This window comes from Saccharicrinis aurantiacus (assembly GCF_947489045.1).
Lineage (GTDB): Bacteria > Bacteroidota > Bacteroidia > Bacteroidales > Marinilabiliaceae > Saccharicrinis > Saccharicrinis aurantiacus.
In genome coordinates this window covers 178167-194217 of sequence record NZ_CANLCN010000004.1, presented here as the reverse complement: position 1 = coordinate 194217, position 16051 = coordinate 178167, and the positions used below count along the sequence as shown (strand labels likewise).

The 16051-nt window shown below is 35.7% G+C and carries 14 protein-coding genes; 10 read left to right on the top strand and 4 right to left on the bottom strand.

Features of this window, described 5'->3' with window-relative positions; translation table 11 throughout:
- Nucleotides 1–163: 163 nt before the first annotated feature.
- From QMO11_RS06805 to cysN, 7 genes are all read left to right on the top strand, one after another.
- Nucleotides 164–973 carry an outer membrane protein assembly factor BamD gene (locus QMO11_RS06805; protein ID WP_075603057.1) on the top strand — a complete coding sequence of 270 codons (810 nt, stop codon included), beginning with the start codon at nt 164–166 and terminating at the stop codon, nt 971–973.
- A 17-nt stretch (nt 974–990) separates the two neighbouring features.
- The gene (locus QMO11_RS06800; protein ID WP_282036603.1) at nt 991–1320 is read left to right on the top strand and encodes a DNA-directed RNA polymerase subunit omega; all 330 of its coding nucleotides are present in this window, start codon (nt 991–993) and stop codon (nt 1318–1320) included.
- A 154-nt stretch (nt 1321–1474) separates the two neighbouring features.
- On the top strand, nt 1475–2686 hold the full coding sequence (gene coaBC, locus QMO11_RS06795; protein WP_282036602.1) for a bifunctional phosphopantothenoylcysteine decarboxylase/phosphopantothenate--cysteine ligase CoaBC: 1212 nt from the start codon (nt 1475–1477) through the stop codon (nt 2684–2686).
- Nucleotides 2687–2707: 21 nt separating this feature from the next.
- Nucleotides 2708–3604, top strand: coding sequence for a type IX secretion system protein PorD (gene porD / locus QMO11_RS06790; RefSeq protein WP_282036601.1), 897 nt, complete (start codon nt 2708–2710; stop codon nt 3602–3604).
- A gap of 33 nt (nt 3605–3637) precedes the next feature.
- Nucleotides 3638–5296, top strand: a complete 1659-nt coding sequence (gene recN / locus QMO11_RS06785) for a DNA repair protein RecN (RefSeq protein WP_282036600.1) — start codon at nt 3638–3640, stop codon at nt 5294–5296.
- Between the two features lie 169 nt (nt 5297–5465).
- Entirely contained in the window at nt 5466–6371 is a 906-nt protein-coding gene (gene cysD / locus QMO11_RS06780; protein WP_075603061.1) for a sulfate adenylyltransferase subunit CysD, read from the top strand.
- A 22-nt stretch (nt 6372–6393) separates the two neighbouring features.
- Nucleotides 6394–7665 (top strand): sulfate adenylyltransferase subunit CysN, encoded by a 1272-nt coding sequence (gene cysN, locus QMO11_RS06775; protein WP_282036599.1) that lies wholly within the window; start codon nt 6394–6396, stop codon nt 7663–7665.
- 77 nt (nt 7666–7742) lie between these two features.
- On the opposite strand, the gene rbr is transcribed toward cysN, so the two are convergent.
- The gene (gene rbr, locus QMO11_RS06770; RefSeq protein ID WP_075603062.1) at nt 7743–8318 is read right to left on the bottom strand and encodes a rubrerythrin; all 576 of its coding nucleotides are present in this window, start codon (nt 8316–8318) and stop codon (nt 7743–7745) included.
- 145 nt (nt 8319–8463) lie between these two features.
- Entirely contained in the window at nt 8464–10305 is a 1842-nt protein-coding gene (locus QMO11_RS06765; protein ID WP_282036598.1) for a vWA domain-containing protein, read from the bottom strand.
- Nucleotides 10306–10451: 146 nt separating this feature from the next.
- On the opposite strand from QMO11_RS06765, the gene QMO11_RS06760 reads away from it, so the two are divergent.
- The 3 genes from QMO11_RS06760 (at nt 10452) to QMO11_RS06750 (ending at nt 13352) form a co-directional block, all read left to right on the top strand.
- Nucleotides 10452–11024, top strand: a complete 573-nt coding sequence (locus tag QMO11_RS06760) for an RNA polymerase sigma factor (RefSeq protein ID WP_075603064.1) — start codon at nt 10452–10454, stop codon at nt 11022–11024.
- Nucleotides 11017–12192, top strand: a complete 1176-nt coding sequence (locus QMO11_RS06755) for a carboxypeptidase-like regulatory domain-containing protein (protein WP_282036597.1) — start codon at nt 11017–11019, stop codon at nt 12190–12192. Before QMO11_RS06760 ends, QMO11_RS06755 begins: the two co-directional genes overlap by 8 nt.
- 470 nt (nt 12193–12662) lie before the next feature.
- On the top strand, nt 12663–13352 hold the full coding sequence (locus QMO11_RS06750) for a T9SS type A sorting domain-containing protein (protein WP_282036596.1): 690 nt from the start codon (nt 12663–12665) through the stop codon (nt 13350–13352).
- 157 nt (nt 13353–13509) lie between these two features.
- Here the strand turns inward: QMO11_RS06750 and QMO11_RS06745 are convergent, their stop codons facing one another.
- Together QMO11_RS06745 and QMO11_RS06740 are read right to left on the bottom strand one after the other, a co-directional pair.
- Complete coding sequence (locus QMO11_RS06745) at nt 13510–14259, bottom strand: DUF6261 family protein (RefSeq protein WP_282036595.1); 750 nt, start codon at nt 14257–14259, stop codon at nt 13510–13512.
- Nucleotides 14260–15072: 813 nt separating this feature from the next.
- Complete coding sequence (locus QMO11_RS06740; RefSeq protein WP_282036594.1) at nt 15073–15978, bottom strand: family 16 glycosylhydrolase; 906 nt, start codon at nt 15976–15978, stop codon at nt 15073–15075.
- Nucleotides 15979–16051 lie beyond the last annotated feature (73 nt).

Genomic DNA, 16051 nt, shown 5'->3' with positions numbered 1-16051 from the left:
TGAAGTAATCAAGTAAGTCATTTTTATCGTTTATAAATATATGTCATTATATTGTCTGTTGATTTGATAATTATATTTATCTTTGCATCTTGTAATAATTGAATATTTGATCAAGTAGGGTGTTTGTTCAACATCTTTAGCATATTGAAACTTTATAATATACATGAAGAAGTTTATAGTTTTATTAGTGTTGCCATTGTTTTTTAGTTGTAGTCAGTATCAAAAACTACTAAAAAGTACTGATTACGAATTGAAGTATACCAAATCAATGGAATACTACGAATCTGAAGATTTTATGCGAGCGGCTACTCTTATGTCGGAACTTCAAGGAGTGTTTAGAGGAACCGATAAGGCTGAAATATTGAATTATACTTATGCAAATTGTTTAATTGGTCTGAAAGATTATATGTTGGCAGGTCATTATTTCAGACAATTTGTTAAAACTTTTCCTACGAGTGAATATGCAGAGGAGTGTCAATACATGAGCGGATATTGTTATTATATGCTTTCTCCAAAACCACGTTTGGATCAAACTGATACGAGAAACGCGATTAATGAATTTCAATTATTTGTAAATATTTACCCTAATAGCACGCGTGTTCCTGAGGCAAATAAATTAATGGATGAGTTAAGAGATAAGTTAGTTTATAAGTCATATTTGAGTGCTAAGTTATATTTTGACTTAGGGAATTATATGGGGAATAATTATTTATCTTCAGTAATTGCTGCTCAAAATAGTTTAAAAGAATTTCCTGATACGAAATACAGAGAGGAGTTATCTTTCTTAATATTAGAAGCTAAATATATACAAGCGGTTAAAAGTGTTGATAAAAAGAAAGAGGAAAGAATGCGTGATGCGGTTGATGAATACTATTCATTCGTAAACGAATTTCCAGAAAGTGATTATATGAAGAAGGCCGTTAAGATGTTCGACGATGCCTCAAAGCAAATAAAATACGAAGAGCAAAATTAGATAATATTAATATAGGTATGGATTATAAAAAATCAAATGCTCCAGACAGCACAATTACTTGGGATACTCAAGATTTAGCTAGCGGAACAAACAATATTTATGAATCTGTTTTAGTAATTGCTAAAAGAGCTAATCAGATTAGTGTTGAGATGAAAGAGGAGTTGAATAAAAAACTTCAAGAGTTCGCTTCATATACTGATAACTTAGAGGAAGTTTTTGAAAATCGTGAGCAAATTGAAATCTCTCGTTTCTACGAGCGTTTGCCAAAGTCGTCTTCAATTTCTACTCAAGAATATATTGATGGCAATATTTACCACAGAGTAAATGATGTTAAGAAAGAAGAGTAGATCTTAGCTGATTAAAAATATTTATAATGTGTTGGTAAAACATATTAAATTGAATTAAAGATAAAGGAAATGATACTATTTCCTTTATCTTTTTTTATTTTTGGGCTAGTGCAGAAAGTATTTCTGAATAAGACATATTTGATAGGATAGTATAATGATTCTGAAGGATAAAAAGATAATTTTAGGTTTAACCGGGAGTATTGCCGCTTATAAAGCAGCCTACTTATTAAGGTATTTAGTTAAAGAAGGTGCAGATGTGCAAGTAATTATGACGCCAGCTGCAAGAGAGTTTATAACACCAGTTACTATGTCAGCTCTATCTGGTAAGCCAGTTTTAGGTGCATTCTTCGAAAATAAAGATGGTACATGGCACAGTCATGTTGACCTAGGCTTGTGGGCCGACTTATTTTTAATTGCTCCGGCATCTGCAAATACGATGGGGAAGATGGCAAACGGAATTTGTGATAATCTATTATTGACAACCTATCTATCGGCTAAGTGTCCAGTGATGATAGCTCCGGCAATGGACTTGGATATGTTTCAGCACCCAGCCAATTTAAAGAATATTGATACGCTTATTGAATACGGTGCTCACATTATTGAACCAGGTGTTGGTGCTCTTGCTAGTGGATTACATGGTAAAGGGCGTATGGAAGAGCCTGAGCAAATAGTTGAGAAAGTAAAAGCTTACTTTGCCAACGAATTAAAAGTGGGGAAGGGCGAATTGGTTGGGAAAAAGATTCTAGTTAACGCTGGTCCTACCTACGAAAGAATAGATCCTGTTCGCTTTATTGGAAACTTCTCAAGCGGAAAAATGGGCTATGCCATTGCTGAAGAATTATCGGCGCGCGGTGCTGAAGTTACTTTAGTTTCAGGTCCTGTGAATATAGAAACAGAACAACCTCGAATTAATATTATAAATGTAACTACAGCTGAGGAGATGTACGAGGCGTGTATTAAAGCCTATTCTAGCTGTGATGGTGCAATATTATCTGCTGCAGTTGCTGATTATACTCCTGTTAACTACACTGACAAAAAGATGAAGAGTGATGGTGGAGAATTAAATGTTACTTTGTCTCCAACTCGCGATATAGCCAAGGAATTAGGAAATATTAAAGAAGAGAAACAGTTTTTAGTAGGATTTGCATTAGAGACAGATAATGCACTTGAACATGCTAACAAAAAGCTGGTTAAAAAGAATTTAGACTTCATTGTTTTGAATTCTTTAGAGAATGAGGGAGCAGGATTTGGTGTTGATACAAATAAGATTACAATTGTTACAAAGGATAATAAAATTGAAGATTATCCGTTAAAGAGCAAGAGAGAAGTTGCTTCAGATATTGTTGATAGAGTGAAGCACTTATAACTAGCTACCTATTATTTATCCATGAAATATATTTTAATTCTATTTTTTGTTTTTTCTTCTGTGTTTGTGAAAGCACAGGAGTTGCAATGTTCAGTATCGGTAATGTCACCTAGTGTTCAGGGTACCAATAAACAAGTTTTCGAGACTTTGCAGGCTGCGATTATAGAATTTATGAATGGTCAGAAATGGACCGATAATGTATTTAGTGGTGAAGAACGGATACAGTGTAGCATCCTTATTAATATAAAGCAGATTATTTCGGTAGATGAATTTTCGGGCACATTTCAGGTACAGCTGCGACGACCAGTTTATAATTCATCTTATAGCACAATGTTGCTGAATTATATTGATCAAGACTTTGCATTTAAATATACCGAGTATGAGCCTTTAATATACAACCCAAATACTTTCGAAAGTAACTTAGTGGCCACTCTTGCATATTATGCTTATATCATCATTGGATTTGATTACGATTCTTTCTCTAAAGAAGGAGGAAGTAAGTATATTTCAATGGCTGAGCAGATCGTTAGTATTGCTCAAAATGCACCACAAAAGGGATGGAAGTCGTTTGAAAGTAGAAGGAATAGGTATTGGTTAGTCGAGAACTATCTGAATGAATTTCATCGTCCTTTGCGTGAATGTATGTATGACTATCACAGAAATGGGCTTGATAAGATGAGTTCAAAAGCCGAAGAGGGAAGAGCAGAAATACTTAAAGCAATTGAAAAACTCAGAAAAGTACAGCGTGAGAAGCCCGGTTCTTTTGCAATGCAGGTATTTTTTGATGCCAAATCAGATGAGCTTATAAATATATTTAAAGAATCCTTTTCAATGGAGAAAGGGCGTGCGTTAGAAGTTTTAAGTGAATGTGACCCAGCTAACGTTGAAAAATATAAAAAGGCTTTTACCGGAAATTAACCTACACATTTTAGAATACTATACTTAGAAGATATGTTAAAATCGCTATTGATCTCTAATTATGCATTGATTGATAAAATTGAGATTGATTTTCAAAAAGGATTCTCGGTAATTACAGGAGAAACGGGAGCAGGAAAATCCATTATGCTAGGTGCACTTTCCTTAGTTTTAGGACAAAGAAGCGATTTGTCGGTTCTTAAAAATAAAGAGAAGAAGAGTGTGATTGAAGCTGTTTTTGATATAAAAGATCATGAGTTTCGATCTTTATTTGAAGTGGCTGATGTTGACTATGAGGAGGAAACAACTATTCGTCGCGAAATTCTAACTTCGGGTAAATCACGTGCCTTTGTAAATGACACACCGGTAAACCTCAATTTTCTAAAGTCAATTTCGGTTCAATTAATCGACATACATTCACAGCACCAAAATTTATTGCTTGGAGATACAAAGTTTCAGTTAAATATTATTGATGCGGTAGCTCAGAATACCTCTACTCAGAAAAAGTATCAAGAAGCCTTTAAAGGTTATAAGAAATTACAAAAGGAGAAGCAAGCATTAGAATTAGAGAATTCTAAATTAAAGGATGATACGGATTATATACAATTTCAATACGATCAGATTCATCAACTCAATTTGCAAAGCAGTGAGCAAAGTGAATTAGAAACGAGTAGGGATCAGCTGTCTCATGCAGAAGAGATTAAAGGTGCCTTATTTGAGACAAGTCAATTATTAAATGGTGATACATCAGCCTTAGAGCAATTAAAAAGTGCCATTCGTTCCATCGAACGTGTGGCGTCATATCTTTCCGAAGGGAGTCAGTGGTTGGAAAGATTAAATTCTTCATACATTGATTTAGAAGATTTAATTTCAGAGATTGAAACCAAAGAAGAGGGTGTGGAGTATGACCCTCAGAAATTGGAAGAAACGAATGCTCGTTTAACTGAAATTTATAATTTACAACAAAAGCATAAAGTTAGTTCGGTTAGTGATTTATTAGAGATTCAGAACGCATTTGAAGAGCAATTAGGTAAAGTGGCTTCCTTTGATGTTGAACTCGAAAAGAAAGAAAAAGAAATTATAGAAGCTGCGCTCAAATTAGGCGGCCTTGCAGAAAAGCTTACAAAGTCGCGTAAGAAAGTATTCTCATCTATTGAAAAAACCTTGAGTTCTCAATTGAAAGAACTGGGTATGCCAAATGCTCGTTTGGTTATCAATTATGCAGTGCTAGAGGAATTTAGTGATTCAGGCTTGGATGATATTTGTTTCTTGTTTTCTGCAAACAAGCAAGGAGAGTTGGCTGAAATTCCTAAGGTAGCTTCAGGTGGCGAAATGTCGAGGGTAATGCTTTGTATTAAGTCTCTTCTTTCAATATCAAGAGGATTACCTACGATTATCTTTGATGAAATAGATACTGGAGTTTCAGGTGAAGTTGCGGATAAGATGGGAGTGATTATGCAAGAGATTTCCAAGAATATTCAGGTGCTTAGTATCACACATTTACCTCAAATTGCAGTAAAAGGTCAACAGCATTATAAAGTTTATAAATCGGATACTAAAGATGCAACTCATACAAGTATTGTAGTATTATCTTACGAAGATAGAGTAAAAGAAGTAGCAAAAATGCTAAGCGGAAGTTCGCTTAGTGAAGCCGCACTCTCTAATGCTGAAGAGTTGTTGAGCCAATCCTTATAATATTATTTCCTAATCTATTTATTAACTTATAATTAATCCTACAAAAATTAGGGATATTTTAAAAAGGACGAAACGCAATGTGCTTTCAAGTATCATTAAAATCATTAACTTTGTCAGCGTTTTTAATCCTATAGATTAAATATTTTATCGGAAGAAATTAATTCTTATTATGGACAAATACCAAATTAATCACCTTAGAGAACTAGAAGCGGAGTCAATATTTGTGCTACGTGAAGTAGCTGCTCAGTTCGAAAGACCGGTGATGCTCTTTTCAGGAGGAAAAGATTCAATAGTAATGTTTCATTTAGCACGTAAAGCATTCTATCCTGCTAAAGTACCTTTCAATTTATTACATATCGATACAGGTCATAACTTCCAAGAAACTATTGACTTTAGAGATAACTTAATGGAAAAAACGGGAGCTAAGTGTATTGTTCGTTACGTACAAGATTCTATCGACCAAGGAAAAGCTGTTGAGGAAAAAGGTATTAATGCATCAAGAAATAAGTTACAAACGGTTACTTTATTAGATGCATTAGAAGAGTTAAAATGTGATGCCGCAATGGGCGGTGGGCGACGTGACGAAGAAAAAGCACGTGCTAAAGAACGTTTCTTTTCACACCGTGATGAATTCGGACAGTGGGATCCTAAGAACCAGCGTCCTGAATTGTGGAACATTTTTAACGGTCGCAAAAATATGGGCGAACACTTTAGAGTTTTTCCTATAAGTAACTGGACTGAAATGGATGTTTGGCAATATATTTATATGGAGAATATTGATCTACCAAATCTTTACTTTACGCATAAGCGCGAAGTATTTAATAGAGATGGTGTTTGGATGTTTAAAGCCCCATTTATGGATCTTAAGCCTGGTGAGGAGTTAGTCGAAAAAGATGTTCGTTGTAGAACAATTGGAGATATCACATGTACAGGTTTAACGCTTTCTAAAGCAAACGATCTTGAAGACATTATTCAAGAGGTTGCTGCCACAAGAACAACTGAACGTGGAGGGCGTGCTGATGATAAGAGATCAGAATCAGCGATGGAAGACCGTAAAAAAGAAGGTTACTTTTAAACTACCCAAGAGAAAATATATTATGAGCGAGAAAAATTCAGGATATTTAGATATGGAGCTTTTACGCTTCACCACTGCAGGTAGTGTTGATGATGGAAAAAGTACTCTTATCGGAAGATTATTATATGATAGTAAGGCCATTTTTGAAGATCAAATGGAGGCTATCGAGCAAGCTAGTGAGCGTATTGGTAATGCAGATGTAAACCTAGCTCTTTTAACCGATGGTTTAAGAGCCGAGCGTGAGCAAGGTATTACAATCGACGTTGCTTACCGTTATTTTGCGACTCCTAAACGTAAGTTTATTATTGCAGATACACCAGGACATATTCAGTATACACGTAATATGGTTACCGGTGCTAGTACAGCCAATGTTGCTATTATTTTAGTTGATGCTCGTCATGGAGTGTTAGAGCAAACAATGCGTCACTCATATATCGCATCTTTATTACAAATTCCTCACGTAATTTTCTGTATCAACAAAATGGATTTAGTTGATTATGCAGAGGAGAGATTTGAAGAAATTAAGGCTGATATTGATGCATTTTCATCAAAGTTAGATGTGAAAGATGTTCGTTATGTACCTATTAGTGCATTGAACGGAGATAATGTTGTAGACCGTTCTGATAAAACAGCATGGTACCAAGGACCAACTTTATTACATTTACTTGAGAATATTCACATTAGTAGTGATATAAACCATAGTAACTTCCGCTTCCCAGTGCAGTATGTTGTGCGCCCTCAAACTGTTGAATTCCCTGATTATAGAGGATATGGTGGTAGAGTGGCAAGTGGAGCTGTAAAAGTTGGTGATGACATTACTGTATTACCTTCAGGATTTACTACTAAAGTAAAAACGATCGATTTCTTTGAGGAGACTTTAGATAAAGCGTTTGCACCTCAATCGGTAACCATTACTTTAGAGGATGAAATTGATATCAGTAGAGGGGATATGTTAGTAAAATCTGACGATGTACCTCAATCTTCACAGGATGTTGATTTAATGGTTTGTTGGTTTAACGAACGACCACTAATTCCGAGAGGAAAGTATGTGATTAAGCATACCTCTTCGGATGCACGTTGTATGGTTACTTCGGTTCATTATAAAATGAACATTAATACTTTGGAGCAGAATACTGAGGATTTACAAGTTGGAATGAATGATATTGCAAAAGTAAGCTTAAGAGTTACTAAGCCTTTACATTTTGATTCGTACAACTCAAACAGATTTACAGGAAGTGTTATTTTAGTTGATGAAGCTACTAACGAAACTGTTGCTGCAGGTATGATTTTGTAAGAAAATATACAAATGATATAAAATGAAAGAGGGAGTCTGTTACAGACTCCCTCTTTGTTTTATAGGGTATTAAGATCCTAATAGTTTTCTTCGCTAACTTCGAAGTAAGCTTGAGAATGTAAACAAGCAGGACATTTTTGAGGCGCTTTAGCTCCCTCGTGAATGAATCCACAGTTACGACATTTCCAGATTACTTTTCCGTCTTTTTCAAATACTTTACCTTCTTCTAGGTTGCTATATAATTTACGGTATCTAGCCTCATGATGTGCCTCTACTTTAGCAATCATTTTAAAAGCAACTGCTATCTCTTTAAAACCTTCTTCTTCTGCAATTTTTGCAAACTCAGGGTATAGCTCAGTCCACTCTTCGTTTTCACCTTCTGCAGAAGCTTTAAGGTTAGCCATTGTATCACCAATAATTCCAGCAGGGTAAGTAGCTGTAATTTCAACCATACCACCTTCTAAAAACTTGAAGAAACGTTTGGCGTGCTCTCTTTCTTGCTCAGCTGTTTCCATGAAAATAGCAGCAATTTGCTCTAAGCCTTCTTTCTTTGCTTGTTTTGCAAAATACGTATAACGGTTACGTGCTTGAGATTCTCCTGCAAAAGCTTTTAATAAGTTTTGTTCTGTTTTAGTTCCTTTTAAACTTGCCATAATAGTTTGTTTATTTGTAATGAGGATATTGGGTAATATCCTAGATGTTGGATTTATATAACAGAAACAAATGTACAGAATTGACCCCTAATATAACATGGCACTCAATAATTTAGATGCTTTCTTAATTGGTCGTTAGTACTAGTTATTTATGGCTTGTAGCTTCAGAAAGTAGGCTTGCTGTTTTCATAAGTTGAATCATTTCAGCACGGTAGCCTTCTTCATCCTCACCTTTTGCTGAAATAGCCATTTCAATAGCTGATTGCCAAGTAGTGTTTGGTATTTTATCCTCCTTACGTACCAACATTCCGAATTGTGCAACAGCGGCTGAATATCTAAAGTTATCACTGGTTTGGTTTATTTCGCTTGGCATGGCATTAACTACTTCTTCAATTAATCTGCTTTTGTTGCCATTGGGTTCTTTATATCTCAATTTTAGTGTAAGCAGCTCGTTCGTATATGCCTTATCAGAACGTTTTGAATTTTGATATTTTAGTCGTCGTTTTATTGTGGTGTTTTTATTCGGGACTATTTCGTAGAGCGCTGTAACAGTATGTCCGGCGCCCATTTCACCGGCATCTTTTTTGTCATCTTCAAAATCTTCATTGTTTAACCTTCGGTTCATATAACCAATAAGGCGATACTCTTCCACGTACGTGGGATTAAACTCTAACTGAAACTTTACATCCTTGGCAATGGTGAATAGGGTGCCTCCAAATTCGGTCACTAAAACCTTTTTGGCTTCTTTTATATTGTCGATGTAAGAATAGTTGCCGTTTCCTTTATCGGCTATGGTTTCCATTAGATCATCTTTATAATTACCCATCCCGTATCCTAGAACAGATATGAAAATACCTTTGTCGCGTTTGCTTTCAATTAAACGTTCAAGTTGGTTGTTGTTACTTTGGCCCACATTAAAATCGCCATCAGTAGCCAATATAATTCTATTGTTTCCGCCATCAATATAGTTTTCTTCGGCAACTTTATAGGCTAAATTTAAACCCGCACCACCAGCAGTTGAACCACCTGCACTCAGTTTATCAAGTGCCTGTATAATGGTTTGTTTTTCGTTGGCCGATGTGGAGGGCAATACCAAGCCCGAGTTACCTGCGTACACTACAATTGCTACTTTATCTTGAGGGCGAAGTTGGTTTAATAATAGTTTAAATGATGTTTGTAATAGGGGCAGTTTATTTGCGGCAGACATGGATCCGGATACATCGATAAGAAATACGATATTGGACGCTGGTAAATCCTCCATATCTATTTCAGAGCCTTTTAATCCGATATGTAACAGGTAGTTTTCGTTGTTCCAAGGACAGGCTGCATATTCGCTATTAATACTAAAGGGAACTCCTTTTTTTGCTTTCGGATAATCGTAATTAAAATAGTTAATCATCTCCTCAATTCTTACGGCATCGCTTGGCGGTAAAGTTCCATTATTTATGTAGCGGCGTAAATTGGTATAGGATGCAGCATCTACATCTATCGAAAATGTGGATAGTGGATCAAGCACTACTTGTTTAAATCCACTTTGATTAGTGGTGGCATACGATTCGGTATTTTGCACCTCATTCATATAATGTATTGGAGGGGCTGCACAATATGAAGGAGCTGCCTTTTGGTAGCTAATAGCTCCGGTTACGCATCTTTTTACACGTGTGCTATAACCAACAGCAACCACTTCATCCAGTTTTACCACATCAGGAATTAGGGTAATATTTAAAGTGGTTTGCTGTGCTTTAATTTTATGTTCTTGTGTTTGGTAACCAATAATTGCAAATACCAAAGTCTGGTTTGTATTTACATTGATGCTATAAGCACCCGTAAAGTCGCTAATAACACCAATGTTGGTGCCTTTAATATAAATACTAGTGCCAGGAATTGGATTAGATCCATCGCTTACAATACCAGTTACTTTGGCAGCAAAGGCGTTTAAGTTAAATAGGCAAATAATAACGAGTAATAAAAATTTAGAGCTTTTCATATCAATATTGTTTTAATTAATACTTTTACAATTGTTAATTTGACTATAGCATGCAAGGCAAGTGAGGATTCCATAAAATTATTTTCATTTTTTTTGATTTTATTTAGTTTGAGTGGTCAACATCATTGTTAAACAGTACTTTATTGATGGAAGCATCTTCGGAAAAATCCTTAATACAGAAATATAAAAAGAGTAATTCGGTTGATTTAGTCAGCGAATTATACAAACCTTATATGCCCTTGGTTTACGGTGTGTGTTTAAAATACCTCAGTAATAAGGAGGATGCACAAGATGCTGTGATGAATATTTTTGAGAAGCTTTTAGTTGAACTCAAGAAGCAAGACATACCTAATGATTTTAAGGTGTGGCTTTATGTGGTGAGTAAAAACTTTTGTTTAATGAAGTTGCGCAGTGATAAGAGTAAGAACAAGGCATTTGAAAAAATGTCGAGTACTATTATGGAAAATGGCTTTACACAGCATCCTATAGATGAAGAGGAAAATCCTGATTTATCAGAAGCACTTTTAAATTGTATTAAAAAATTAAAGGAAGAACAGAAAAAGGCCATTGAGTTATTCTATTTTAAAAAGGCCTGTTATAAGGATATAGCAGAGCAATTAGAGGTAGATGAAAAGAAGGTGAAGAGCAATATTCAGAATGGAAAAAGGAATCTGAAAATTTGCATTGAAGACTCTAAAGGGGAGGGTGATTATGAATAATAAGCGATACAACATACACCATATATTAACTTATCTAAAAAATAAGTTGACTAAAGAGGAGCGTTATTCTTTAGAAAAGGATATGAATGCCGATCCGTTTTTGAGTGATGCCATGGATGGTTTTGCCAGGTTATCTGCTGATGAATTATCGGATGATTTGGCACAGCTTGAGGAGCAACTAAATAATCGTGTAGAGAAAAGGAAGCCACGTAGTTTAATTGTTTATTGGGGTGTTGCGGCCTCGGTGGTACTATTAATTAGTGTGGGTGCTTTGTATTTTATTACTAGCAATACTGAGGTGCAAAAATTTCAAGTAGCACAAGAGGTAAGGGTAAAACCTGCGCCCGAAACAGTAAATTCGAAGGCTATTGTTGCGAAGAAAGAAGCGGATAAAAAGGATGTTTTGTTAGAAACAGCACAGGTGGCAGAGGAAGTTATACCTGCCCCGGCAACACCATCTATCGCGCAAGCAAAAACTACAAATGAAACCCTTGTAACGCCCAAAGGAATTGTAGCGGAAGAAAAAATGATGCTACTTAAGGGTGAAGAACCCATTGCAGCCCCTGTTCAATCGCATGTTTTGATGGATGAGCAGGCTCCGTTAATGGCAAATAACTATCAGGTAAAAGGTATAGTAGAGGCCAATGACGGGCCAATACCTGGTGTTTCGGTGTATATAAAAGGAACAGATACTGGAACCATTACCGATATGGATGGAGCCTACCAAATTGATGCTAAAGAGGGCGATGTTTTGGTATATGCCTTTATTGGCTATGAGCAAAGGGAAGAAGAGGTAACACAAAATGTATTGGCTAAAGCCGATGTTCAGCTTAAGGAGGCGAATGTGTCTTTGGATGAGGTGGTAGCCATTGGTTATGGTGTTCGTACCAAGAAAGAAGTTACAGGTGCCATAACTCAAATTAAAACGAAGAAAGAAGAGAATATTTCAGTAACTAGTTTGCAAGCTTATATTGATAATAATAAAAAGATAGATGCCAATAATACCATTGTTGTGGAGGCGGAATTTAGTATCAATAAGCGCGGCAAAGTAAAGGATATTAAAATATTGACTACAAACTCGGATGCCGTTAAAAAGGAAGCCAAAAGATTATTAACGAATGCTCCTGTTGAGTTGTTAAGTGGGGGTAATGTGAGCTTTAGTTTATAAATTGAGGCTTTAATTCTTGTTGTTTTCTAGTTATTTTGAATAAAGCATAGTTTATGCCTACTGCAATTTCTAAATCAAATATAATTCAATTAACATAAATGTCGCAAAAACAGGATTCTCCACCTTGTTACTTTAGATCTTTTCCCTTTCCTCCATGTAAATACTACATGAGGTATCAAAATATTAAGCTGTTAATGTAGTATTGTTAGGGGGTAGATTAACCTTAAAACTATTGAGAATGCCGTAATGAAGGCGAAGCATTTCTTTTCATTTAACTACGAATATGTACACTTAAGCTAGTGATTCAATTGGCTATTCAAACAATTTAGTTATTACCCTCACCCATACAAAGTAACAAATGCACCCTGCTATAACAATTGACAGCCAGTATATTGTGTTTATTAATAATTCATAAATACAATGCGTTATTCTTAATGTGTTGTTTCTTTAAACCTTTAAATTTTAATTTTATGAAAAAAGTTTACTTTTTAATTTTAGCTATTGCTTGTATTACAATGGTTACATCAGCTCAAACTACATTAACAATTAAAACTATTAATGGAGTGGAGCCTGCTACATTTAAGGCTGATCAGCCTTTAAGTGCAACAGACTACGCAGAGGTTGAACTTGTAAAGGGCGAAGCGCTTACGGTTGTTGTGGAATATACGAATGCAGGTGTTCTTCCGGCTTATGGTAAGGAGATTATTTTGCTTCGATTTTTAGATGGCTATGGAACTATAGCAAATGAATCCGGTGCAGTAATAGATGTTTCTGCTAATCCTACTTCAGGAACTGAAACTGTAGTTATATCGGTACCTAATTCTGATGTTACAAAAGCTACAGGTGGTAGGTTGCAAGCTTTTACGAAAGACCACATTAGTGGTGGAGATGTAAGTGCTTATTTTGGAACTTTTGATTTTGTTGATGGAACACCATTAGCAATGGGTTCTGTTAAAGCAGATTTATCTTCTTGTTATTATGCAGCATCAAAAAGTGCTATTGTTATGGATCCGGACTTAGAGGGAGATTATGCCATTTACAACCTATCGGGTCAATTGGTTTTAAACGGAACTGTTGAGTCGCAAATTAACGTGAGTGCATTATCGTCAGGTATGTATATTTTATCATGTAATGGTGGAGTTTTAAAGTTTGCCAAATAATTAAGAATACTCTATAATAGTAAAGGTTATCTCATTCGGGGTAACCTTTTTTGATGCTTGTAAGCGGATGTTATTTGCATTGTTTTATGCAAAAAAAGGATCCTTCACCCTGTGGCTCTGGATCCTTTTCTTTTTCCTCCATGTAAATGGAATGTTTTTATTGGGCTTCTATCTCAGCTTCGCTCTTGCGAGTGGCTCTTGATTTTACATATGCATCCTGAGCAGTAATATAAGTATTGGCTGCTTTCAGGCATTGGTAGCAAGCTGCATCGTCGTTGAGGTTGGCAAGCCCTTTAAGTATATCGAGCCACATGCAAAACTGTTTTTGTATAGTGCTACGTATTTCTCTCACCTTAGGCGTTTGCTTTTTACTTTTGTTTCCGCGTGCGCTATCAAAATCCTTATAGGCTTTTACCGAAGTATTTAATTTAGCCAAGTCCTTACTCAAGTCAAGAGTCTCAAAATGGATGGCGTTATCCGCCTTATTCCATACCAATAATACTCGATCCAATTCTTCGGTTTCAATATCCAATGCCAAGGAATCGAGGTTTATATCAAAACTATTGAATACTGAAAGCAAAGCCTCAGCAGCCTTGTTTTTGGTTTCATCGCGAATCAGTTTATTGGCCTGAAGCATATTGCGTATGTAAATAAAATCGGTATCGCGCTCCGCATCTACACTACTTCGGTGAACTTGTTTTTTTTCGTTGCTTAATATCTGATCTAAAATAGCGATGTTCTCACTCAGCTTACTTAAACCCAAATAAGCTATATGTTCGCTAGTTAGGTTTGATGTGGCAACAGTTCCGGTAACCGTTTTTACTAGGTTTAGAAAGCGATCGTTTGTTAAGTTGGCATAGGATACTGATTTGCGATGTATGTAGGCACTTGCTGTATTTAGTTTCATAATTTATGTTTTAAATGATGCCCTGCTTTTTTTATGCAAGGCGTTAAAAAGTTAAAATGGAGCTTGCATAAAATATTAATGCCTGTTTTTTATCAGAATATGCATCACCTTTTTTTATGCAAGCCATATGCGAAGAAAAATAAGCCTTGTATTTTTTATGCAAGTAATATCTGATGAGAATATAGCTTGCATAAAAAAATAATTGTTCCATCGGAGTTCTGGAGCGCTTGCTTTTTTTATGCAGGCCGCATTTCAGAAAAAAACGATGTTGAATAAAAAAAGCATCTTATTTTAATCGACTTAAATTAGAGTAGAATAAAGTGGGTGGAGACTTGTTTGCAACAAAAAAGCACTGCAGTGCCCTGTTACGTGGTTTGCTTGCAGTAAACTGGATTCTATAAAAAATAGAAAACAAGGGCAACGAAAGTTTTACTGATAAGTGAGCGTTATTGAGCATTTTATGGGTTCGGATTTGTTGGGTTAAAATTCTATATCTAAGATAAATGAAGCCTTTCTATCATCATAATTGTTGGCCACCGGAATTGATAAGTGTTAGATAATGAAGTGTTAATGGTTGATTTGTTGGGATGAATGAATTGTTCAGCCCATAAGGAGCTGATGAATTTATTCGCGAGAAGTGGTGAAATAAAAAAACGCCTTTGGAACATTTTCCAAAGGCGTTTCGGCATCTATAAACAATTTGCTATAACAATAGCAACAAACTAATACGTTTATTGTAGTACAATGAAAAGGCTATGCTTTTCGTATATGAAGATAAAAAAATGCGGCTCAAAATACATTATAAGTCCGTATTTACTTCTTTTGCCAAGCTCTAAAGTAATCCACTTTATACACTTCGTTAAGTCTGTTATCGTCGGGTAGGGCCCCAAACCACTTGTTACTTTCGCAGTTAAAGTTGATTTCTAAAGGCTGGTGCCAATGTGTATTTTCGGCAGTGCGAAACAGTACCCCATCAATGTAAAAACGGATGTAATCTTCGTCCCACTCTAAACCCCAAGTATGGTAATCTTCTTGCAATTTAAATGGGATATAATATTTGCTGTTACGCGAAAAATGCTCTTTTACATCACCCTTATCCTTTGGTGCTCTAAACACATGAATGTTCGAATTCAGGTCATTTTCATTGTCGTGATTACCCGGACAGTTTTCACAAATATCTATTTCAGTCCACCAATCTTTACTTACGTTGGTCATCCAAAAACCCGTTACCCAAGGGGCATCCATTGGCTTTAAGCGCGCCTCAACATATCCGTACAGTAATTTCTTTTTACTTTTTATAAAACCCGTAGAATGGGTAAAGCCTTCTAGTAGCTGCTCATCGCCATGCTGGTTTACCTTAATAATTAAGTTACCATCGTTTAAAGAAACATTTGAACCATGGAAATAAGTTGGCTGGCGCCCTTTCCAACCCGGATTGTTTGGGTGCCATTTTTTCGTATCTAAGGTGTTGGCATTAAACTCATCGCTATACTCAGGTAGCATTTTCCATTTACCCTTATTTTTTTGATCAGATAAAGGATATTTGTTGTTTTTTCGGCTAGGCGCATTGCTAAAATCAACGCTATCCTTATAAAACTTTTTAGGTTTGGTAAGGCCTTGTGCCGTTGTTTTCTTTTTAGTAGGCGTATTTTCTTGAGCGTTTATGGCGCCAATTGTCAGTAGTAATACCAGAGTAGTTAAAAGCTGTTTGATAGTCATTTTGTATGTTGTTTAAATTATTTATTCCAGTTATCGGTTCTGAATGATGAAGCGGGCAATCCGTATGTATTGT